This is a genomic window from Spectribacter hydrogenoxidans, assembly GCF_031846275.1.
Taxonomy (GTDB): domain Bacteria; phylum Pseudomonadota; class Gammaproteobacteria; order Nevskiales; family Salinisphaeraceae; genus Spectribacter; species Spectribacter hydrogenoxidans.
This window is the reverse complement of record NZ_JAVRIB010000001.1, coordinates 260,004-280,751: the sequence shown is the minus strand read 5'-3', so window position 1 is coordinate 280,751 and position 20,748 is coordinate 260,004. Positions and strand designations below refer to the sequence as shown.

Genomic DNA, 20,748 nt, shown 5'->3' with positions numbered 1-20,748 from the left:
CCGGCGCGGGTGGAGCGTTCCAAAGCAGTTATCATGCCACAGCTGACAACGCCATTTTTCAGGTGCTTGCGCCCGATCAACGGGCCCCAGCGATGAACAATCGCACCAAGTTAGCTCAAATTCCATTCTTATGCACAAGAATAGTGCGTGCAGTTGCCTATCCGGCGTCAGCCCCGGTTCGCTATACTGCGCCGTTGGCGAGCATGCAACGCAAAAAGGCGCTTTTCCATGGATTTTCAGGAGCTGATCCTGACCCTGCAGCAGTTCTGGGCAGACCGGGGCTGCGTGGTGGTTCAACCATTGGACATGCCGGTGGGCGCCGGCACCTTCCACCCGGCCACCTTCCTGCGCTCGATCGGGCCGGAGCCCTGGTCCGCCGCCTATGTGCAGCCCTCGCGTCGCCCCACGGACGGTCGCTACGGCGACAACCCCAACCGGCTACAGCACTACTACCAGTTCCAGGTCATGCTCAAGCCATCGCCGGCCGACATCCAGGAGCAATATCTGGAATCCTTGCGCGTCCTCGGGATCGACCCGCTGACCCAGGATATCCGGTTCGTCGAGGACAACTGGGAGTCACCCACCCTCGGTGCCTGGGGTCTGGGCTGGGAGGTCTGGCTCAACGGCATGGAAATCACCCAGTTCACCTACTTCCAGCAGGTGGGCGGGCTGGACTGCCGTCCGGTGTCGGGCGAGATCACCTACGGCCTCGAGCGCATCGCCATGGTGCTGCAGGAGGTGGAAAGCGTCTACGACCTGGTCTGGAGCCGCACCGGCGGGGTGAGCTACGGCGACGTGTACCACCAGAACGAGGTGGAACAGTCCACCTACAACTTCGAGAAGGCCGATACGGCGGCGCTGTTCACCCGCTTCGACCAACTGGAACGTGAATGCAGCGACCTGATCGAGGCCAATCTGCCCCTGCCGGCCTACGAGCGGATGCTGGAAACCTCGCATACCTTCAACCTGCTGGATGCGCGGCGGGCGATCTCCGTGACGGAACGGCAGGGTTATATCCTGCGGGTGCGCACACTGGCCCGGCAGGTGGCCCAGGCCTACTACGACAGCCGCGAGGCGCTCGGCTTCCCGATGCTGAGCCAGTCCACGGTGGCGGCATGAACGAAACGCTGCTGGTCGAACTGGGCACCGAGGAACTGCCACCCACGGCGCTTGCCGGGCTGGTCGCGGCCTTCGCCGGAGGCATCGAAGCCGGCCTCGACGAGGCCGGCCTTGGCCATGGCCCCGTGACGCCCCTGGCCTCGCCACGACGGCTGGCAGTTTCCATTGCCGGCGTGGCCGGACGCGCACCCGACCAGACCATCGACCGGCTTGGTCCGGCGGTCACCGCGGCGTTCGACGATCAGGGCGAGCCGACCAGGGCCGCCGAAGGCTTTGCCCGCTCCTGCGGCGTCGCCGTCAAAGAACTGGAACAACGCGACACCGACAAGGGGCCGCGCCTGGCCTTCACCGGCTCCCAGGCCGGGCAGACACTGGGCGAACTGCTGCCCGAAGTGGTCGCAGAAAGCCTGCGGCGGCTGCCGATTCCCAAACGCATGCGCTGGGCGGATCGGGACGACAGTTTCGTGCGTCCGGTGCACTGGCTGGTCGCCCTGCACGGGTCGGAGGTGTTGCCACTCAGCCTGTTCGGGATCGACGCCGGGCGCGCCACACGCGGCCATCGCTTCCACCATCCCGACACCATCACACTGGACCATGCCGATGAGTACGCGGCGAAACTGGCCGCGCCGGGCCGGGTGCTGGTGGGCATGGACGCACGCCGCACGCAAGTGCACGAGCAGGTGATTGCCGCCGCCCGAACACTGGGCGGCAAAGCGCTCATCGAAGAGGCATTGCTCGACGAGGTCTGCGCCCTGGTCGAGTGGCCTTGTGCCGTGGCCGGCCGGTTCGATGATCGTTACCTTGTGTTGCCCCGCGAGGTACTGGTGGCAACGATGCAGAGTCATCAACGCTACTTTCCGGTTGCCGATGGCGACGGCACGCTATTGCCCGGCTTCGTGACGGTGGCCAATATCGACAGCGTGGATCCCGCCCGGGTGGTGGCCGGCAACGAGCGGGTGATTCGCCCCCGCCTGGCCGACGCGCTTTTCTTCTGGGAACAGGACCTGGCTCGGGGCCTGGACCATTACGCCGCCGGTCTCGACCGCGTCACCTTCCAGCGGGAACTGGGCAGCATGGCCGACAAGGTCGCCCGGGTCGGCGCCATTGCAGACGGGCTGGCCAGTCAACTGGGTGTGCCCAGCGCGGCCGTTGCTCGTGCCTGCGCCCTGGCCAAGGCAGACCTGCTATCCGACATGGTCGGTGAATTTCCGGAGCTGCAAGGCATCATGGGTGGCTACTATGCCCGCCACACCGGCGAGGACCCGGCGGTGGCCGAGGCACTGCCGGAACAGTACGCCCCGCGCCAGGCGGGCGCCCCGATTGCCGTCACGCCAGTCGGCCGGATGCTGGCCCTGGCCGACAAGCTGGACAGTCTGGCCGGCGTGTTCGCCACCGGGCAGCGTCCGTCCGGCGTCAAGGACCCGTTCGGCCTGCGTCGGGCAGCACTCGGGGTGCTGCGCACGGTCATCGAGGGAGAACTGGACCTTGACCTCCCCGGGGTGCTGACCGACGCGGTTGCCCGTCAGCCGGTGGATTGCGACCGGCAGGCAGTGACCAACGACCTGCTGGTTTTCCATGGCGAGCGCCTGCGCGCCTATTATATCGACCAGGCAGTAGACCCGTCCGTTTTCGATTCGGTGGCCGCGCTGGGGTTGAGCCGGCCACTGGATTTCGATCAGCGCATTCGGGCGGTGCAGGGTTTCGTGCACGCCGACGCCGCCGTGGCGCTGTGCGGCGCCCACAAGCGGATCCGAAACATTCTCAAGAACGAAACACCCGCCGGCAGAATCAATGCGGCACTGATCGACGAGCCGGCCGAGAACGATCTCGCCGGCGCCCTGGATGCCCTGCGCGACGATATCGCCGAGCGAGCGAGCAGCGGAGATTATGCCGGCGCGCTGGCGCGGCTGGCCGAGTTGCAGACACCCGTGGATCGATTCTTCGACGAGGTGCTGGTGATGAGCGACGATGCTGCCGTGCGCGACAACCGGCTGGCACTGCTAGGCGCGCTGGACGGGCTCTGTCGCAGCGTGGCCGACATTTCCCGGCTGACCCCGACGGAGGCTGCGGCGTGAAGCTGGTGGTGCTCGATCGGGACGGGGTGATCAACGAGGACTCCCCCGATCACATCCGGTCGCCCAAGGCCTGGCGGCCGCTGCCGGGCAGCCTTGAAGCGATTGCGCGGCTGTCCCAGAGCGGTTACCGCGTGGTGGTAGCCAGCAACCAGTCGGGCATTGGCCGCGGGCTGTTCAGCTATGACGAACTCTTCGGTATCCATGAGAAGCTGCAGCGACTCGTGGGTGAACTCGGTGGACGCATTGACGGCATTTTCTTCTGCCCCCACGTCGATGCCGACCATTGCGAGTGCCGCAAACCGGCCCCGGGGTTGTTCCGGGAGATCAGCCGGCGCCTGCAGGTGGACCTGACCGATGTGCCGGCAATCGGGGATTCACCGCGCGACCTGGCCGCTGCCCGGGCTGCCGGTGCCCGGCCGGTTCTGGTGCGAACCGGCAACGGCGCCGCCACCGAGCGTGATCATGCCGCCGAGCTGGATGGCGTCATCATCCACGATGATCTGGCCGCAGCTGCTAACGCTCTGATTTAGAAAATAATCTAGTGGTGGATCAGAACGGCTAAACATCCAGATTGGACACCAGAAGTGCGTTTTTCTCGATGAAAGCGCGTCGCGGTTCTACATGGTCGCCCATCAGGGTGGTGAATATCTGGTCGGCTGCCACCGCATCCTCGATACGGACCTGCATCAGGCGGCGACCATCCGGATCCATGGTGGTTTCCCATAGCTGTTCCGGATTCATCTCGCCCAGCCCCTTGTAACGCTGGACGTGCTGGCCGCGCCGGGCCTCTGCGAACAACCATTCATAGGCCTGTTCAAAGGTTTCCACCGACTGCGCCCGTTCACCGCGGCGGATTTCGGCGCCTTCGCCGATCAGAGTCTGCAATTCCGCGCCGAGCGCAGCCATACGCTGATATTCACGGCCGGCGAAGAAATCCTCGTGCCAGACAAATTCATGCGGCACGCCGTGACTGTATCGGGTGACCTGGAGATTCAACGGGTGGCCCTCACGGGCCGGATTACACACCACTTCGTAACGATGGCGAGGATCGGCCAGTCGGTCCAGGCGTTCCTGCAACTGCCCGGCCCAGTCGGCCAGAGCGTCGGAGTTCGCGAAGGCATCAGTGGTCAGCGCCGGCAGATAGGTCATTTCCCGCAACGTGGTCTGGTCGTAACGACGCGCCAGGCGGCGGATATCGTCTAGCATGCCGGTGTAGCGCTGGGCCAGATCACCGAGAGCCTGTTCGCTGATCGGCGGCGTGTCGGCGGCCACCCGCAACTCGGCCTTGTTCAGGGCGATGCGGAGCAGATATTCATCAAGCTCGCGGTCGTCCTTAACGTAGTGCTCCTGTTTTCCTGTTTTTACTTTATAAAGAGGAGGTTGCGCGATATAAATATGGCCACCCTCGACCAGCTCGAACATCTGACGGTAGAAGAAGGTGAGCAGGAGCGTGCGGATATGCGAGCCGTCAACATCCGCGTCGGTCATGATGATGATGCGGTGGTAACGCAGCTTGGCCGGATCGAATTCATCGCGACCGATGCCGCAGCCAAGGGCAGTGATCAGCGTGCCCACTTCCACGGATGACAGCATCTTATCGAACCGGGCCTTCTCCACGTTGAGGATCTTGCCTTTCAGCGGGAGAATCGCCTGGTTATGGCGATCACGGCCCTGCTTGGCCGAGCCACCGGCAGAGTCGCCCTCCACCAGGAACAGTTCCGAGCGGGCCGGATCCTTTTCCTGGCAGTCCGCGAGCTTGCCGGGCAGACCGGCGATATCCAGCGCACCCTTGCGCCGCGTCATCTCGCGTGCCTTGCGGGCAGCTTCACGGGCACGGGCAGCATCCACCACCTTGGCGCCGATCACCCGGGCATCCCGCGGGTTTTCCATCAGGAAATCACCGAGCTTTTCCGCGGTGATCGACTCGACAATGCCCTTGACCTCCGACGAGACCAGTTTGTCCTTGGTCTGAGAGGAAAATTTCGGGTCCGGCACCTTGACCGACACCACGGCCGTCAGCCCCTCACGGGCGTCGTCGCCGGTAGGCGAGACCTTCTCCTTTTTCGCCAGGCCCTCGGTCTCGATATAGCCGTTGATGGTTCGGGTCAGCGCGCCGCGGAAACCCGCCAGATGGGTGCCGCCATCCCGCTGCGGGATGTTGTTGGTGTAGCAGAACACGCTGTCCTGGTATGAGTCGTTCCACTGCATGGCCACCTCGACCACCACGCTGTCGCGTTCCAGGGTGAAATGGCAAACCTCGGTATGCAGGGGCGTCTTGTTCTCGTTGAGCGCCTGGACGAATGCCCGGATGCCGCCCTCGAATTCGAACACCACATCCCGCTCGCGGGCTTCCTCCGTCAGCCGGATGCGGACACCGGAATTCAGGAAGGACAGCTCTCGCAGGCGCTTGGCCAGTATGTCGAAATGGAACTCGATATTGGTGAAGATTTCCGAACTGGGGTGGAACGTGATCCTCGTGCCTGTCAGTTCGGTGGTACCGGTGGCAGTCAGCGGGCCGACCGGCTCACCCATGCGATAGTGCTGTTCGTAGATATTGCCGTCACGGTAGATGGTCAGCGCCAGATGATCGGACAGTGCATTGACCACCGACACGCCGACCCCGTGCAGACCACCGGAGACCTTGTAGGAGTTGTCGTCGAACTTGCCGCCGGCGTGCAGCATGGTCATGATCACTTCGGCGGCCGACATGCCCTCTTCTTCGTGCTGATCCACCGGAATACCGCGGCCGTCATCGGTAACGGTGACGCTCTGATCGGCATGGATGGCGACCTGGACCTCGGTGCAATGGCCGGCAAGTGCTTCATCGATGGCGTTGTCCACCACCTCGAACACCATGTGGTGCAGCCCGGTGCCGTCGTCGGTGTCACCGATGTACATCCCGGGGCGCTTGCGGACCGCCTCCAGCCCCTTAAGGACCTTGATGCTGCTTGAGTCGTAACCGTTGGAATCGGCCATGGAATCATCCGTTGCTTTCAGGCGCGACAAGGCGCGTTTAACCGGTAAATGATACCACGCTACCCCCTCCCACCACGGGCATGAACCACCCCATGTTCCACGTGGAACATCCCGCCGCAGGCCACACCGGTCGGGATCAGGCCAGGGTCGAGAAAGGTCACGAACGCCTGTACCCCACTATCGACAATACGTTCCAGTAATGCCTGGCGATACGGTTCACCCAGTTCGGCAGCAATATCATCAATAAGCAGCACCGGCTGGATGCCTCGGCGTTCAATCATGAGCACGGCTTGGGCCAGCAACATCGCGGCACTGATCACCTTCTGCTGCCCCCGGGACACCCAGTCCCGGGCGCGGCTGTGACCCACCCGGATGCGCAGATCCGCGCGATGCGGGCCCGCATGCGTGAATCCGGCCCGCTGGTCGCCATCCAGACCGCGGATCAACGCGTCGCTGAAATCCTCGCCCACCGCCCATCCCGGGTGGTACGACAGTGTCAGCTCGAACTCTCCGAGGATATCGGTGACGATACCTTTCAGAACCGGCATCAGCGTGTCGACATAACCCCGGCGACAAGCATCGACCGCGTTGCCGGCCTCCACCAGATCCCGGTCCCAAGCGACCACGGTCGCGAGGTCGGCACCACGCCGCAGCGCCGCGTTGCGTTGTCGAAGGGCCCGACGATAGCGCCGCCAGGCCTCAAAGAAGCCATGTTCCACGTGGAACACACCCCAATCCAAGTATCGACGGCGCTGATCCGGACCCGCCTCGACCAGGCGATGAAGATTCGGGTCGATGATCTGTATGGGTAATTGTTCGACCAGAGCGAGACGGGACGGCGCATCACGACCATCAAGCCGGAACCGCGTCTCTGCTGACTGCCGTCCTACACCGATACGATGGTTATTGCCCCGGCTGTCGACCAAATCCCCGACCACCGTGAACGCCGATGCCCCCTCCCGGATCAGCCGATCCCCGGTCACGCCGGTGAAGGTCTGGCCGCGGCCGAGAAGATGAATCGCCTCAAGCAGAGAGGTCTTGCCCGAGGCATTGTCCCCGGTGATGGCGTTGAGCCCCGGCGCCGGTGTCATGCCGACCTGCGGCAGGCAGCGGAAGTCCCGCACCCGCAGACGCTGAAGTTGCATGGCCCGGGGTCGCCCGAGCGCTACAGCCGCATGGGCATCACGACATATTGGCTGGACCGGTCGCTCTCGTCACGCAGCAAACCGCTGCTGTCCGGGCCGGTCAGCTCCAGCGAGAAGGACTCGCCGGACATCGCCCCCAGGGCCTCGAGGAGATAGCTGACATTGAAGCCGATCTCCAGCGGGGCGCCATCGTAGACCACCTCGATCTCATCCTCGGCTTCTTCCTGGTCGGGATTCTGCGCCTGCAGACTCAGGCGGTTCTCGTCCAGCGACAGCCGCACGCCCTTGAACTTCTCGTTCGACAGGATCGCGGTACGCGACAATGCCTGACGCACCAGTTCCCGGTCTCCCACAACTCGCTTGTCGCCTACCTCGGGGATAACCCGTTCGTAATCAGGGAAGCGACCGTCGATGAGTTTGGTGGTAAAACACAGGCTTGGCAGCACCACCTGCATGTGATTGTCGCTGAGGGTGACCCGGACTTCGCCGTCGACATCCCCGAGCAGGCGTTGCAGTTCGGTGATCGCCTTGCGCGGCACGATTACCTGCCGCGATTCATCCATGCCGGTCTCGGCATCGGCATCGGACAGCGCCAGCCGATGGCCGTCCGTGGCAACCGCTCGCAGCCCCGTCGATTGCAGCACCAGGAGTAATCCGTTGAGGTAGTAGCGAACGTCTTGATGCGCCATGGCGAACTGGGTCCGATCGATCAACCGCTTGAGGACCTTCTGTGCCAGCGTCAGTGACTGGCCGGTTTCGATCTCGTCGAGAAAGGGGAATTCATTGGCCGGAAGACTCGACAGCGCAAACCGGCTGCGCCCGGAGCTAACGCGAACCCGCTGCTCCTCCATCGAGACGGCAATATCCGCCTGGGGCGGCAGTCCCCGGACGATATCCAGTAACTTGCGAGCCGGGACGGTGGTGCTGCCCGGCTGGCTGACCTCCGCGTCGAGAAATGTCACCAGTTCGATTTCGAGGTCGGTCGCGGTAAGGGTCAGATGGTTGTTCTCCACCTTGAGCAACAGATTCGACAGGATCGGCATGGTCTGACGTCGCTCCACCACGCCGACGATCGCCTGCAGAGCCGTCAGTAATGATTCCCGCTCGGCCGTGAACTTCATGCGGTGTCCCCTCTCTCGCTCCGTTGACTATTAGGTTTAAGTAAAAGAAAGCTAGTAGTAGTAGTCATAGTGCCCGGCTTCTGCGTTGGATATCCCAACATTTTCCTTTTAAAACAACGTTCTCAACCAATGACAACCCTGTTGCTAAATACTCGGACCCGGCACGTACAGCCTGTGTGCGCCCTGTGGACGAATATCGCGGTCCGGGGATCACTCTGAACACGTCAGCGGTTGTACCGGGGTTATCCACAGGATCAACTCGTCAAGGTCCGCGCAAGGTTGTTGTAGTCCTCGTCCAGACGCGGCTCTGATTCCCGTAACTCCTTGATTTTCCTACATGCATGGAGCACGGTCGTGTGATCTCGCCCACCGAAGGCGGCGCCGATTTCGGGTAGGCTGTGGTTGGTCAACTCCTTGGCCAGTGCCATGGCGATCTGCCGCGGACGAGCCACGGATCGGCTGCGTTTCTTGGCGTTGAGGTCATGGATGCGGATCTTGAAGTACTCCGCCACGGTGCGCTGGATGTTTTCCAGCGTGACCAGCCGGTCGTACACCGCGAGCATGTCCTGCAGTGCCTGCTTGGCGAAATCGATGGTGATCGGGCTACCGGAGAACTTGGCGGTGGCGGTGAGCCGGTGCAGTGCGCTCTCGAGATCCCGCACATTCGAGCGCACCCGTTTGGCGATGAAGAAGGCCACTTCCTGTGGCAACACAACGTCGTGCTGCTCGGCCTTGGCGATCAGGATTGCCACCCGCGTTTCCAGTTCCGGTGGCTCAACGGCCACCGACAACCCCCATGAGAAGCGGGACTTGAGCCGGTCCTCCAGGCCCTCTACTTCCTTTGGGAAACGATCGCAGGTCAGCACGATGCGCTGATTCGATTCCAGCAGGGCATTAAATGTGTGGAAGAACTCCTCCTGCGAACGGTCCTTGCCGGCGAAGAACTGGATGTCGTCGATCAGCAGGGCGTCCACCGACCGGTAGAACGCCTTGAAGTCATCCATCCGGTTGTGCCGGATCGCGGTAATCAACTCGTTGACGAAGTGCTCCGAGCGGACGTAGACCACCTTCGCCCGCTGGTTCAGGTCCAGCATGCGATTGCCCACCCCGTGCATGAGATGGGTCTTGCCCAGACCCACCCCGCCGTAGATCAGCAGCGGGTTGTAGGCGGCGTTCTCCGGCAGGGCGGCCTGTTCCGCGGCGGCCCGGGCAATCTGGTTGGATTTGCCCTGTACGAATGACTGGAAGGTATACCGGGGATCGAGATTGCTGCGAAAGCCGCGCATGGCCGGCGCCGCGTCGGCACGCGCGCTGCGCTCGCCACCGCCAACACTCACCCGTACCTGCGAGGCATTGCCGCCGATGCCGCTCAGGATGGACTCGATGACGCCGCGGTATTCGCGGTCAACCTGCTCGCGTACCAGTTCGTTGGGGGCCAGCAGATCCATGCCGTGATCGGTGGCCACCGCCTGCAACGGTCGCAGCCACATGTTGATGTCGCGCTCGGACAGCCGGCTTTCCAGTTGCGATAGACAGCGTTGCCACAGGCTTTCGGTCAATCCCTTGCCTCCCCGAGATGGCGTGATACCCGGCGTTGCGGCTGCCGGTGCGACACGACACTACATTAGAGCGACGCAGTTATCCACAAGCCCGGCGCTGTTGCTTGAAAGCACCGGGGCCAGGGGCTAAACTGCGCGGCCGCTCGTCATCCACGCGGCCCCAGCGCCCCGGTTACCGCCAATGAAACGCACATTCCAGCCCAGCAATCTGCGCCGCAAGCGCACCCACGGATTCCGCGCCCGCATGGCGACCAAGAACGGTCGTGCCGTGCTGGCCAGTCGACGGGCCAAGGGCCGAAAGCGTCTGGTTCCGTAGCCGTCGGATTGCCCACGGCACGGCTGCGGCCGACCTCCAGGCTACGCAATGCAAGCGCATTCAAGCGGGTTTTCGCGCGGGGTCACCGTCAGGCCGACGACGACTTCGTGGTGATCTGGGCGCCGTCACCGGCAGCCCGCCCCCGGCTAGGCCTGGCCATTTCCAAGCGTCGCGCCAAACGCGCGGTTGACCGCAACCGCATCAAGCGCGCGGTGCGGGAAAGTTTCCGCCATGCTGCGGCCGATCTGCCCGACGTCGATGTGGTGGTGCTGGCCCGGCAGGCCACGCATCGTCGCACTCGCCGCCAGCTGTTCGACAGCCTGACGCAGCACTGGCACAAGCTCCGTAGCCAACAAAGCTACGCCACCGCGCAAAGGATCGAACCGGACCATGGATAATCTGCGCTTCGCGCTTCTCTGCGCGCTCGGTGTGCTGGGCTTTTTCCTCTACCAGGCTTGGGAGGCGGACTACGCGGATCAGCGCCGGGCGGCGGAAAGCACCCCGGCGGAATCGGTCAACCGCAGCGCCGACAACGATCTGCCCGATATCAGCGACGCGCCCACACAGGCCCCGGATGAGAGCTCACCGGCGCGCGAGCCCGGTGCCGACCGCGCTGCCGCCGGCCTGGCTTCGGGATCGACCGTGCGGGTGATTACCGACACCCTCGATGTGGTGATCGATACCCAGGGCGGCGATATCCGTCGGATGCGGCTGATCGGCGTGCCGGTCAGCGGGGAAGACGACAGCGATCTGGTGCTGCTCAACGACGAGGCGCCCAACTTCTTCATCGCTCAGAGCGGTCTGCTGGTGGAATCCGGGGATGCCCCCGACCATCGCGCCACCTACCGCAGCGATCGCGACCGCTATGAGCTGGGCCCGAATCAGGACACGCTCGAGGTACCACTGACCTGGACTGGTGCCGACGGGCGCGAGGTGACCAAGGTCTACCGGTTCGAGCGTGGCCATTACCGCATCGGACTGACCCACGAGGTACGCAACAACGGCGGCCAGGCATGGACCGTCAGTCCGTATGCCCGGCTGTGGCGCACGCCCTTCGATCATGGCCAGGAGGCACCGTTCGCCTACAGTTTCACGGGCGTGGGCTGGCACGAGGCCAAGGCCGATGCTGACGGCTACCGGTTCGAGAAGGTGGCTGCCGAGGATCTCCCCGAGGAACCGCTGAAACAGCGCCAGGAAGGCGGCTGGGTCTCGGTGATGCAGCACTACTTCCTGGGGGCGATAATCCCGCCGGCCGGGGAGTCGGTAAGCCTCTACGCCAAGGCCAAGGCCGTCCCGGGTTCGACCGCGCCGGGCTTCGAGGCCGGGTACGTGGGCGCCCAGCGGGTGGTCGAACCCGGGCAGCGCACCACCATCAGCACCGAGCTATTCCTCGGGCCGAAGCTCCAGGACCGGCTGGAGGACGTCGCACCCGGGCTGGTGCTGACGGTGGATTACGGCATCTTCACGTTTCTTTCCAGCCCGCTGTTCTGGGTGCTGGAAAAGCTGCACGACTTGGTTGGCAATTGGGGCTGGTCGATCGTGCTGCTCACGGTGCTGATCAAGCTGGCGTTCTACAAGCTCTCGGAAACCCAGTTCCGCGCGATGGCGCGCATGCGCAAGTTCGCGCCGCGCATGCAGCAGTTGAAAGAGCAGTACGGCGATGACCGCCAGAAGCTCCAGGAAAAGATGATGGACCTCTACAAGAAGGAGGGCTTCAATCCCCTGGGCGGCTGCTGGCCGCTGCTGGTGCAGATGCCGGTGTTCATCGCCCTGTACTGGGTACTGCACGAATCGGTGGAACTGAGGCATGCCGACTTCATGCTGTGGATCAACGACCTGTCCAGTCCCGATCCCTACTACATCCTGCCCATTGCCTTCGGCCTGACGATGTTCGCCCAGCAGAAGCTGTCGGCCTCGTCCATGACCATGGACCCGATGCAGCAACGCATGATGCAGATCATGCCGATCGCGCTGTCGGTGTTCTTCGCCTTCTTCCCGGCCGGGCTGGTGGTGTACTGGTTCACCAACAACCTGCTCTCGATCGGTCAGCAGTGGTACATCTACCGCAAGCTCGACAAAGAGGGCCTGGGTCAGGCCAGCGGGTAACCGCTTCCGGCCAACGGCGTGCCCGAGTTGGACACCATCGCCGCCGTCGCCACCCCGCCGGGCCGGGGCGGCATAGGGGTAGTTCGGCTGTCCGGCCCCGATGTTCCCGCAATCGCCCGGCAATGGCTGGGCCGTTGCCCCTCACCACGCCGGGCCCAGCTCGCCGATTTCCGCGATGCCGGCGGCAGCCTGATCGACAGCGGTCTAGTGCTGTACTTCCCGGCGCCGGCCTCCTTCACCGGGGAGCACGTGCTGGAGCTGCAGGCCCACGGCGGCCCGGCGGTGATGGAATCTCTGCTGGCTCGCGCCCTCGGGCTGGGCGCCCGGTTGGCCAATCCTGGCGAGTTCTCCCAGCGGGCGTTTCTGAACGGCAAGCTGGACCTGGCCCAGGCCGAAGCGGTGGCGGATCTGATCGCCGCCGGCAGCCGTCAGGCTGCGGCGGCCGCCGCCCGTAGCCTGGCCGGGGCATTCTCCCGGCGGGTGGCGGCACTGGCCGAGGGCGTGCTACGCCTGCGGGTGCATGTCGAGGCCGCCATCGATTTCCCTGACGACGATGTCGATTTCCTGGCTGAGCACCACGTGGTCGACGAGCTTGACCGTCTGGCTGGCGAGCTGCTGAGTCTGCGGGCCGAAACCGGCCGCGGCGCAGCCCTGGCCGAGGGCCTGCGCATCGCCATTCTCGGTGCGCCCAACGTGGGCAAGTCCAGTCTTCTGAACTGTCTGGCCGGCCGCGACAGCGCCATCGTCACCGACCGCCCCGGCACCACCCGCGACGTGCTGCGCGAGACCCTGCACATCGACGGGCTGGCCCTGCATCTGGCGGACACCGCCGGCCTGCGGGATACCGAGGACACCATCGAGGCCGAGGGTGTGCGCCGGGCCCGGCAGGAGGCCGAGCAGGCGGACTGCGTGCTGGTGATCACCGATGACCGGGACGACGATGCCGACGAGCTGCCGGCCGGGCTGGATAGTCTAACCCGGCCGGTGATCCGCCTGCGCAACAAGTGTGATCTCAGCGGCCGCGAGCCGGGGCCGCTGCCTGACGGCAGTCTGCGCCTGTCCGCAGCCCGCGGTGAGGGCATCGACGCACTGCTGGCCCGGCTGCGGGAACAGGCGGGACTGGGCACGGGCGAACCCGAATTTCTCGCCCGTCGCCGGCATCTCGATGCGCTGGACCGGGCCGCTACCGCCATGGCGCGGGGGCAGACCCAGTTGCACGAGCATGCCGCCGGAGAGCTGCTGGCCGAGGAACTGCGCCTGGCTCAGCAGGAACTGGGCATGATCACCGGCGCGGTCTCCAGCGAGGACCTGCTGGGGGAGATATTCTCCAGTTTCTGCATCGGTAAGTAGCGGTCCGGTAGACTTCCGCCATGCTGTTCATCGATCTGATTCTGGGAGCTGTGGCTACGGTCTACGCCCACTGGCGCCTGCAGGGCACCATTCGCAGTATCGGGCAGGCCGTGGTGGTGCGCAGCCTGCTGGCCTTTACTGGTCTGGGCACCGGGTTGATCGCGATGAACGCCCTGCCGGATCGCCCTGCATGGCTGGCTTTCACCGTCGGGTTCGGGGTGATCCACATTCCGGCAGCGGCGATCATTTTTCTGAAGCGCCAGCGCTGACCACCCGGATCTCGAATAGCCGCGGCCAGTACTTGCCGGTGACGAATATGCGTCCGGTGTCCGGATCGTGGGCAATGCCGTTGAACACATCCACCTTGTAGCCGGCGGGCAGGTGCTCGCGCAGGGGTGCTGCGTTGATCGTGCCTACCACCGCGCCGGTGGCCGGATCGATGCGGGCAATCAGGTCGGTGCTGTAGACGTTGGCCCATATCTGGCCGTCCACCATCTCGAGTTCGTTGAGGCGGTTGATCGGCTGGCCGTCGACATGCACCGACAGCCGGGATTGCTCCTCGAAACTGTGCGGATCCAGCCGCCGCAGTTCGGCCGAGCCGTCGCTCATGATCAGATGCTCGCCGTCGTAGGTCAGGCCCCAGCCCTCGCCGGGATAGTCGAAGCGACCAAGACGTTCCAGCGTGTCGGCGTCGTAGATCAGTCCGCGCCCGGCTTTCCAGGTTAGCTGGATCAGGCGGTCGCCCATCCGGGCCAGGCCTTCCCCAAAGTGATCGCGGTCCAGCGATACCGAGTCCTCGACATCGCCGCTGTCCAGTGCCACGCGTCGCAGGGTGGACTCGCCGTAGCGGCCGGTGCTTTCCAGCAAATGGGCGTTGTGCCAGATCAGGCCCTGGGTATAGGCCTCGGGGTCGTGCGGATAACTGTCCACCAGTTCCACCGTGTACTGGGTTGGACTGGCCTGAGCGGCCAGGCCCAGGGCCAGCCCCAGCAGCGCAATCAGGCCGCGGTGCATGTCGACCTTCGCGCCGCGGCGGTGACCAGGGCCCTGAACAGCCGCTGCTGGCGGGCCTGCCAGGGCAGGTACTCGGGATGCCATTGCACGCCGATGCAGAACCGGCCGCTATCGGCCTCGATGCCCTGGGCAATGGCATCGTCATCCCGGGCGGTGATCCGCAGCCCGGTGCCCGGGTTGGCCACCGCCTGATGATGCAGGCTGTTCACCGATACCGTGGTGGTATTCATAATATTCTCGAGCTGGCTGCCCGGGTCCAGCCGCACCCGCTTCGAGGGCCACAGCCGCCGGCGGTTGCAGGTTTTCCGGCGTCGGCTGCGCAGATCCTGATACAGGGTGCCGCCCAGGGCGACGTTGATCAGCTGCGCCCCGCGGCAGATGCCCAGCAGCGGCCGGCCGGCGGTCAGCGAGGCCTGTATCACCCCCAGTTCAAACGCATCCCGGCCTGAATCCGGCGCGGTCGGCGGATGCGAGCCGAGCGCATCGTAGAGTGCCGGGGCGATATCCTCGCCGCCGCCGATGATCACCGCGTCCGGGTGGATTTCGCGGCCCGGCCGGTCCGGTGTCAGCCGGACTGCCCGGCCGCCGGCACGGGTCACCGCCAGGCGGGTGAACCACCAGGCCGGTACCGCACGACCGTCGGGCCCGGTCACGGCGATCAGGGGGCGTCGGGTACCCACGCCCATTCTCCCGCCTGATCAGCCCAGTTGCCCACCAGACCCGACAGCCACTTGTCGCGGTGGGCGCGATAGGCGGCGCAGGCCTGGTCCAGCGTGGCCGGATCGGTGGCCAGATGTTCCACCGCCAGCCAGTGCTGCCAGGGCTGGAGCAGCTGCCAGTCGGGATTCTCGATTTCGCAGTTGGGCAGGCGGTAATGCAGGGTCGGTCGCGCATTCACCAGCTGATCGTCGATCGCCGTGTCCACGCGCGCTGCGTCCAGATGCCGCCACAGCGGCAGCATGTCCAGCGCCCGATTGCGGGTGGGGTTGTGGGCCAGATAATCGTCGATCAGTTCGGCCAGGTTCGGGGTGCCGGTTTCCAGCAGCCGATCCACGTAGGCCTTGGGAAACGGCTGGATGTAGGGGAACACCCGGCGCGAGATGTCCACCCGCGAGACTTTCTGCAGCCAGTCGAACAACACCGCGAAGGCGCGCAGGTAGGCATGGATAGTGGCAGCATCCAGCCCCGGCAGCTCCGGATTCAGATGCAGGCCGAAAGCGTAGATGGGCGAATCGTCGGTACCGCGGGCACCGGCCTTGCGCAGCCCCGCGATCAGCGGTTCCAGCTCGCCCAGCCGTTCGATCGGCACCGGCGGGCCGACGATCTCGAACGGCACGACCTGCTTGGCCACCGCCGCCAGCAGATCCTCGGACAGCCGCTCGATGTCGGCGGCCGGCTGGTCGCGGCGGCCCAGCTTCTTCAGGTAGGCGTAATCCAGTTCGACGCCGAAATCGCCGAGCGCGGTGTCGCGCACCTTGTACTCGTAGGGGCTTATCGGATCGATCTCGCCGCCAAGCACCGACTTCACGATGCGCACGATCGCCTCGATGCCCAGTCCGGAGAACTCCAGCTCCACCCCCACCCGGCGGGGCTGGCCATGCTCGTTGTCCATCCGTGGTGCCCGCCAGTGTTCGGGCGTTGCGGGCGCGAGCCCCGCTGGCTGACTGGTCGACACGGCGGCGTCTCCGGATGTGGACAGGAAAGTCGCGATGGTAGCGCAACCACCCGATCTGGCGGTTTCTAAAACTCCGGGGCTTCGTTAGAGTGAGCGACCTGATCCTACCCAGTGACGGCGTGAGCCGCGCGCGTGACATGACCCAAACAATGCCGCCGTCCCGCGATATCCTGCCGGATCAGGATATCGATCCCGAAGAAACCGGGGAGTGGCTGGCCGCACTGGAGGCGGTGATCGAAGTCGAGGGGCCGGCCCGGGCCCATCAGCTACTGGAAGCGCTGATCGAGAAGTCCCGCCGCTCCGGCGCCTACATCCCGTTTTCGCCTTACACGGCCTACATCAACACCATCCCTGCACACCGCGAGGCCCGTTCGCCCGGCGATCCGGCGGTGGAATGGCGCATCCGCTCCATCATCCGCTGGAATGCCATGGCCATGGTGGTTCAGGCCAACCGCCACCACGAGGGCGTGGGGGGCCACATCGCCAGTTTCGCCTCTGCGGCCACGCTCTACGACGTGGGCTTCAACCATTTCTGGCATGCGCCCAGTGACGATCACGGCGGGGATCTGGTCTACATCCAGGGACACTCGGCCCCGGGCATCTACGCCCGGTCGTTCCTGGAGGGCCGGCTGGACGAGGATCAGCTGCACAATTTCCGCGCCGAAGTGGGCGGCACCGGACTATCCAGCTATCCCCACGCCTGGCTGATGCCCGATTACTGGCAGTTCGCCACCGTGTCGATGGGCCTGGGCCCGATCACTGCCATCTACCAGGCCCGCTTCATGAAGTACCTGGAGAACCGCGGAGTCAGCAACACAGCGGGCCGCAAGGTGTGGTGCTTCTGCGGCGATGGGGAGATGGACGAGCCGGAGTCCATGGGTGCGATCGACATCGCCGCCCGCGAGGGGCTGGACAACCTGATCTTCGTGGTCAACTGCAATCTGCAGCGGCTGGACGGCCCGGTGCGGGGCGACGCCAAGATCATCCAGGAACTGGAGGGCGCTTTCCGCGGCGCCGGCTGGAACGTGATCAAGGTGATCTGGGGTGCGCTCTGGGACGGCCTGCTGGCCCAGGACCACGACGGCAAGCTGGTCCAGCGCATGAACGAGGCGGTGGACGGCGAATACCAGGCCTACAAGGCCAATGGCGGGGATTACACCCGCAAGCATTTCTTCGGCAAGTATCCCGAGCTGGAGCGCATGGTCGCCGCCATGTCCGACGAGGATGTCCGCCGGCTCAACCGCGGCGGCCACGACCCGCACAAGGTGTACGCTGCCTACCACGAGGCGGTGAACAACGCCGGCGGTCGCCCCACCGTGATCCTGGCCAAGACGGTCAAGGGCTACGGCATGGGCGAGGCCGGGGAAGGCCAGAACATCACCCATCAGCAGAAGAAGATGGGCGAAACCGCGCTCAAGGAATTCCGCGACCGGTTCGAGATTCCGGTGTCCGACGACGACATCGCGGAGGCCCCGTTCTACAAGCCTGCCGAGGACTCCGAGGAGATCCGGTACCTGAAGGAACGCCGCCAGGCGCTGGGTGGCTACCTGCCGCAGCGCCGTCAGGACTGGGAAACGCTGGAAATTCCGCCGCTGTCGACTTTCGACAAGCTGCTGCAAGATTCGGGCGGCCGCGAGATGTCCACCACCATGGCGTTCGTGCGCATCCTGCAGCTGCTGACCCGCGACAGGAACGTGGGCAAGCGGGTGGTGCCGATCGTGCCCGACGAGGCCCGCACCTTCGGCATGGAAGGCATGTTCCGGTCACTGGGGATCTACTCGCCCGTGGGGCAGCTGTTCACCCCCGAGGATTCCGAACAGCTGGCCTACTACAAGGAGGCCGTGGACGGCCAGATCCTGGAGGAGGGCATCACCGAAGCGGGGTCGATGTCCTCGTTCATCGCTGCCGGCACGTCGTACTACAACCACGGCGTGGCGATGATCCCGTTCTACATCTTCTACTCGATGTTCGGGTATCAGCGGGTGGGCGATCTCTGCTGGGCGGCCGGCGACATGCGGGCCCGCGGCTTCCTGCTGGGCGGCACTGCCGGGCGCACCACCTTGAACGGCGAAGGCCTGCAGCATCAGGATGGCCATAGCCAGCTGCTGATGCACACCATCCCCAACTGCCGCGCCTACGACCCGACCTTCGCCTACGAGCTGGCGGTGATCGTGCATGACGGTATGCGGCGCATGTTCGTCGAGCACGAGGATGTGTACTACTACCTCACCGTGATGAACGAGAACTACGAGCATCCGGCTTTGCCGGAGGGCGTGGCGGACGGCATCGTCCGCGGCATGTACCGCTTCTCGGAGGGTGACAAGCGCCTCAAGACGCGGGTGCAGCTGCTGGGCTCCGGCACCATCCTGCGCGAATCGATTGCTGCGGTGGATATGCTGGCCGAGGACTGGAAGGTCGCGGCGGACGTCTGGAGCGTGCCCAGCTTCGGCGAACTTCGCCGCGACGGCCTGGCCGCGGAACGCTGGAACACGCTGCATCCGGAGGAAGAACCCCGCGCCAGCTATGTCGCCCAGTGCCTGGCCGAGGCGGCGGGGCCGGCGGTGGCGGCTACCGATTACATGAAGGCCTACGCTGATCTGATCCGGCCATTCGTGCCCATGCCCTATTACACGCTGGGCACTGACGGCTACGGTCGGTCGGATACCCGCGAGGCCCTGCGCAACCACTTCGAAGTGGATCGGCGCTGGATTACCGTCACCGCCCTCAAGGCGCTGGCCGATGCCGGGGAAGTCGAACGCAGCACCGTGGCCGAAGCGATCCGCAAGTACGGCATCGATCCCGACAAGCCCGAGCCGGTGACGGTCTGAGCGTGCCGGTACCGGAACGACAGAAATCGCCAACCGCAAAGGTCGCGAAGTGAGGTTTCTGCTGATGCGTAAGGTTTTCTCTGCGTCTTTTGCGCCCTTTGCGGTTACAACAAGAGTTTCGCGATGAGCACGGAAATCAGGGTGCCGGACATTGGGGACTTCGACGCTGTCGAGGTGATTGAAGTCCTGGTGTCGGCTGGCGACGCGATCGAGAATGAGCAGCCGCTGATCACGCTGGAATCGGACAAGGCGACCATGGAAGTCCCGGCCACGGCCGCCGGCAAGGTGGCCGAGGTCCGCGTGAAGGAAGGCGACAAGGTCGCCGAGGGCGACGTGATCGTGATCCTCGAGGACAGCGGTGGCGATGCGGAAGACGAAGGCATCGCAGATGCTGCCGAAGATGCCGATGAGAAGGCGAGCGATAGCGGCCGGGCAAGCGCGGCCGAGCAGGAGGCGACAACGCCACCCGCCAGTAGCCAACCCGAAACCCGGAACGCATCGCGTGAAACCGCCGATGGTGTCGACGCCCGGCCCTCCGCCCCCGGCAAAGCGGCCCACGCCTCCCCGGCCGTTCGCAAGTTCGCCCGCGAACTGGGCGTCGATCTGTCCCGGGTGGAGGGCACGGGCCCCAAGAACCGCATCCGCAAGGAGGACGTCCAGCAGTTCGTGAAGCAGGCGGTCTCCGGTGCGGGCGCCACGCCCGCTGCCGCATCCGGTCTGCCGGCGCAGCCGGACGTGGACTTCTCGCAGTTCGGCGAGACCGAAACGGTCGCGCTGTCCCGCATCCGCAAGCTGTCGGCGAAGGCCCTGCATGCCAGCTGGCTGCGCATTCCGCATGTCACCCAGTTCGACCAGGCCGACATCACCGACCTCGAAGCCTTCCGCAAGAATCAGAAGTCGCGGGCCGAAAGCGAAGGGGTCAAGCTGACGATGCTGGCGTTCCTGCTCAAGGCGGCCGGCGTCACCCTGGCGGAATTTCCGGATCTCAACAGTGCGCTGGCCGCCGACGGTGAACACATCATTCGCAAGCACTACTACAACGTGGGCGTGGCGGTGGACACCGACAACGGGCTGGTGGTGCCGGTGATCCGGGACGTGCTGAACAAGGGCGTGTTCGATCTCGCCCACGAGCTGAGCGAAGTGTCGGACCGGGCCCGCAACGGCAAGCTGAAAGGCGCGGACCTCCAGGGTGGCTGTTTCTCCATCTCCAGCCTGGGCGGCATCGGCGGCACGGCGTTCACGCCCATCGTCAACTCGCCCGAGGTAGGGATTCTCGGCGTGTCCCGCGCGGCAATGCAGCCGGTGTGGAACGGCAGCGAGTTCGTGCCACGCCTGATGCTGCCGCTATCGCTGTCCTACGACCACCGGGTGATTGACGGCGCCGTGGCGGCCCGCATCACCGGTTTCCTGGCGGAAGTGCTGGGTGACATCCGCAAGCTGTTGCTGTGAGCATCGCTGCGCGAT

General features: G+C 64.8%; 17 protein-coding genes. 10 read left to right on the top strand and 7 right to left on the bottom strand.

The genetic code is table 11. The features are described 5' to 3' along the window. The first annotated feature begins 228 nt into the window (after positions 1 to 228). From glyQ to gmhB, 3 genes are read left to right on the top strand one after another with little or no spacing between them, the layout of a single operon-like run. Complete coding sequence (gene glyQ, locus RM532_RS01305; protein ID WP_311651294.1) at positions 229 to 1,119, top strand: glycine--tRNA ligase subunit alpha; 891 nt, start codon at positions 229 to 231, stop codon at positions 1,117 to 1,119. Then, positions 1,116 to 3,194: a glycine--tRNA ligase subunit beta gene (gene glyS, locus RM532_RS01300; protein ID WP_311651293.1), complete on the top strand. Its 2,079-nt coding sequence runs from the start codon at positions 1,116 to 1,118 to the stop codon at positions 3,192 to 3,194. Before glyQ ends, glyS begins: the two co-directional genes overlap by 4 nt. Then, entirely contained in the window at positions 3,191 to 3,724 is a 534-nt protein-coding gene (gmhB, locus tag RM532_RS01295) for a D-glycero-beta-D-manno-heptose 1,7-bisphosphate 7-phosphatase (protein WP_311651292.1), read from the top strand. Before glyS ends, gmhB begins: the two co-directional genes overlap by 4 nt. A gap of 28 nt (positions 3,725 to 3,752) precedes the next feature. Here gmhB and gyrB read toward each other — a convergent pair whose 3' ends face one another. From gyrB to dnaA, 4 genes are all read right to left on the bottom strand, one after another. Then, on the bottom strand, positions 3,753 to 6,170 hold the full coding sequence (gyrB, locus tag RM532_RS01290) for a DNA topoisomerase (ATP-hydrolyzing) subunit B (protein ID WP_311651291.1): 2,418 nt from the start codon (positions 6,168 to 6,170) through the stop codon (positions 3,753 to 3,755). Between the two features lie 59 nt (positions 6,171 to 6,229). Further along, positions 6,230 to 7,315 carry a DNA replication/repair protein RecF gene (gene recF, locus RM532_RS01285; protein WP_311651290.1) on the bottom strand — a complete coding sequence of 362 codons (1,086 nt, stop codon included), beginning with the start codon at positions 7,313 to 7,315 and terminating at the stop codon, positions 6,230 to 6,232. 20 nt (positions 7,316 to 7,335) lie between these two features. Next, on the bottom strand, positions 7,336 to 8,436 hold the full coding sequence (dnaN, locus tag RM532_RS01280; protein ID WP_311651289.1) for a DNA polymerase III subunit beta: 1,101 nt from the start codon (positions 8,434 to 8,436) through the stop codon (positions 7,336 to 7,338). 254 nt (positions 8,437 to 8,690) lie between these two features. Continuing rightward, entirely contained in the window at positions 8,691 to 9,995 is a 1,305-nt protein-coding gene (gene dnaA / locus RM532_RS01275; protein ID WP_311651288.1) for a chromosomal replication initiator protein DnaA, read from the bottom strand. A 181-nt stretch (positions 9,996 to 10,176) separates the two neighbouring features. Here dnaA and rpmH point away from each other — a divergent pair, with 181 nt between their 5' ends. From rpmH to RM532_RS01250, 5 genes are read left to right on the top strand one after another with little or no spacing between them, the layout of a single operon-like run. Next, positions 10,177 to 10,311 (top strand): 50S ribosomal protein L34, encoded by a 135-nt coding sequence (rpmH, locus tag RM532_RS01270; protein ID WP_311651287.1) that lies wholly within the window; start codon positions 10,177 to 10,179, stop codon positions 10,309 to 10,311. Positions 10,312 to 10,319: 8 nt separating this feature from the next. After that, entirely contained in the window at positions 10,320 to 10,709 is a 390-nt protein-coding gene (gene rnpA / locus RM532_RS01265) for a ribonuclease P protein component (protein WP_311651286.1), read from the top strand. Next, positions 10,702 to 12,417, top strand: coding sequence for a membrane protein insertase YidC (gene yidC / locus RM532_RS01260; protein ID WP_311651285.1), 1,716 nt, complete (start codon positions 10,702 to 10,704; stop codon positions 12,415 to 12,417). The genes rnpA and yidC overlap by 8 nt, the downstream gene beginning before the upstream one ends. A gap of 18 nt (positions 12,418 to 12,435) precedes the next feature. After that, a complete protein-coding gene (gene mnmE, locus RM532_RS01255) occupies positions 12,436 to 13,767 on the top strand; it encodes a tRNA uridine-5-carboxymethylaminomethyl(34) synthesis GTPase MnmE (RefSeq protein WP_311651284.1) in 1,332 nt (443 codons plus the stop codon). 20 nt (positions 13,768 to 13,787) lie between these two features. After that, on the top strand, positions 13,788 to 14,036 hold the full coding sequence (locus tag RM532_RS01250; protein ID WP_311651283.1) for a hypothetical protein: 249 nt from the start codon (positions 13,788 to 13,790) through the stop codon (positions 14,034 to 14,036). On the opposite strand, the gene RM532_RS01245 is transcribed toward RM532_RS01250, so the two are convergent. Genes RM532_RS01245 through RM532_RS01235 form a run of 3 tightly spaced genes read right to left on the bottom strand, consistent with a single transcriptional unit; the run spans position 14,011 to position 16,393 of the window. Continuing rightward, the gene (locus RM532_RS01245) at positions 14,011 to 14,781 is read right to left on the bottom strand and encodes a glutaminyl-peptide cyclotransferase (RefSeq protein WP_311651282.1); all 771 of its coding nucleotides are present in this window, start codon (positions 14,779 to 14,781) and stop codon (positions 14,011 to 14,013) included. The genes RM532_RS01250 and RM532_RS01245 overlap by 26 nt on opposite strands. Further along, positions 14,766 to 15,461 (bottom strand): gamma-glutamyl-gamma-aminobutyrate hydrolase family protein, encoded by a 696-nt coding sequence (locus RM532_RS01240; RefSeq protein WP_311651280.1) that lies wholly within the window; start codon positions 15,459 to 15,461, stop codon positions 14,766 to 14,768. Before RM532_RS01240 ends, RM532_RS01245 begins: the two co-directional genes overlap by 16 nt. Continuing rightward, complete coding sequence (locus tag RM532_RS01235) at positions 15,440 to 16,393, bottom strand: amidoligase family protein (protein ID WP_311651279.1); 954 nt, start codon at positions 16,391 to 16,393, stop codon at positions 15,440 to 15,442. The genes RM532_RS01240 and RM532_RS01235 overlap by 22 nt, the downstream gene beginning before the upstream one ends. A 200-nt stretch (positions 16,394 to 16,593) precedes the next feature. On the opposite strand from RM532_RS01235, the gene aceE reads away from it, so the two are divergent. Together aceE and aceF are read left to right on the top strand one after the other, a co-directional pair. After that, positions 16,594 to 19,284: a pyruvate dehydrogenase (acetyl-transferring), homodimeric type gene (gene aceE, locus RM532_RS01230; RefSeq protein ID WP_349255234.1), complete on the top strand. Its 2,691-nt coding sequence runs from the start codon at positions 16,594 to 16,596 to the stop codon at positions 19,282 to 19,284. A 123-nt stretch (positions 19,285 to 19,407) separates the two neighbouring features. Further along, positions 19,408 to 20,733 carry a dihydrolipoyllysine-residue acetyltransferase gene (gene aceF / locus RM532_RS01225; RefSeq protein WP_311651278.1) on the top strand — a complete coding sequence of 442 codons (1,326 nt, stop codon included), beginning with the start codon at positions 19,408 to 19,410 and terminating at the stop codon, positions 20,731 to 20,733. The last annotated feature ends 15 nt before the right edge of the window (positions 20,734 to 20,748 follow it).